The organism is Alcanivorax sp. UBA3183, from assembly GCF_002364155.1.
Taxonomy (GTDB): Bacteria; Pseudomonadota; Gammaproteobacteria; order Pseudomonadales; family Alcanivoracaceae; genus Alcanivorax; species Alcanivorax jadensis.
The window spans coordinates 120,482-121,352 of record NZ_DEXN01000003.1 but is presented as its reverse complement, the minus strand read 5'-3'; the positions used below and the strand labels follow the sequence as shown (position 1 = coordinate 121,352).

At 59.7% G+C, this 871-nt stretch carries 1 protein-coding gene; it reads right to left on the bottom strand.

Annotation, left to right across the window (positions count from 1 at the left end; genetic code table 11):
• Positions 1 to 25 precede the first annotated feature (25 nt).
• Positions 26 to 586, bottom strand: a complete 561-nt coding sequence (locus B3Q33_RS00680) for a YqgE/AlgH family protein (protein WP_035245818.1) — start codon at positions 584 to 586, stop codon at positions 26 to 28.
• Between the last annotated feature and the right edge of the window lie 285 nt (positions 587 to 871).

Here is an 871-nt window from a genome sequence, read left to right as displayed (position 1 = left end):
CCATTATCAACTATCAATTGCTTATTCAGCTGTGCCCCGCCTGGGTCGCAATCAGACTCATGTCCACGCCGATACGAGCCGCGGCGGCTTGCCAGGTTTGTTCGAAGGGGGTGTCGAGAACGAGCTCACGGCTTGCCGGGGTGCTGAGCCAGGTGTTTTCCACCAGCTCCTGCTCCAGTTGACCGGCGTCCCAACCGGCATAGCCCAGGCAGATCAGCGATTGCTCCGGCCCTTCGCCGATGGCAATGGCTTCCAGAATATCGCGGCTGGTGGTCAGCATCAGGCCATCGCTGAGCGGCACACTGGATTGCCAATGAGTCGACGCCGCATGCAGGACAAACCCCGCCTCTTGCTGAATCGGCCCACCTGCCACCACCCGGTGACGCTCGGACGGCGGGACTTCAATCTCGATATCCATGTCGCTGAGAATATCACCCAGACTGATCTGCACCGGGCGGTTGAGGGTCAGCCCCATGGCCCCCTCGCTGCTGTACTCAACGATATAGGTGACGGAATGTTCGAAGTTGGGGTCAGCCATCTGCGGCATGGCCACCAGCAACTGATGTTTGAGGGTCGTATTGTCCATGGGAACAGTATCCGGGGCAGGAGGGAGCGCTGCAAGCGTCGGGAGGCTAGATAGGAGCCCTTTCCCGGTATCGGGCAGATTCCCTGCAGGGCGAAACGTAGCGAATACGCCTCTCAAGGTGCGAATGTAGGAGCACCTCTCGAGGTGCGAACCGCGCTTGCGCGGAAATCGTCCGCAGGACGATCAAGCCTGTCAGCAGTCGACTGGTCTCTTAGAAAGATCCGGTGGTGGCCGTTGCACGTTTCCTTCGCTGTTGCTCGGATTCGCACCTCAAGAGGTGCTCCT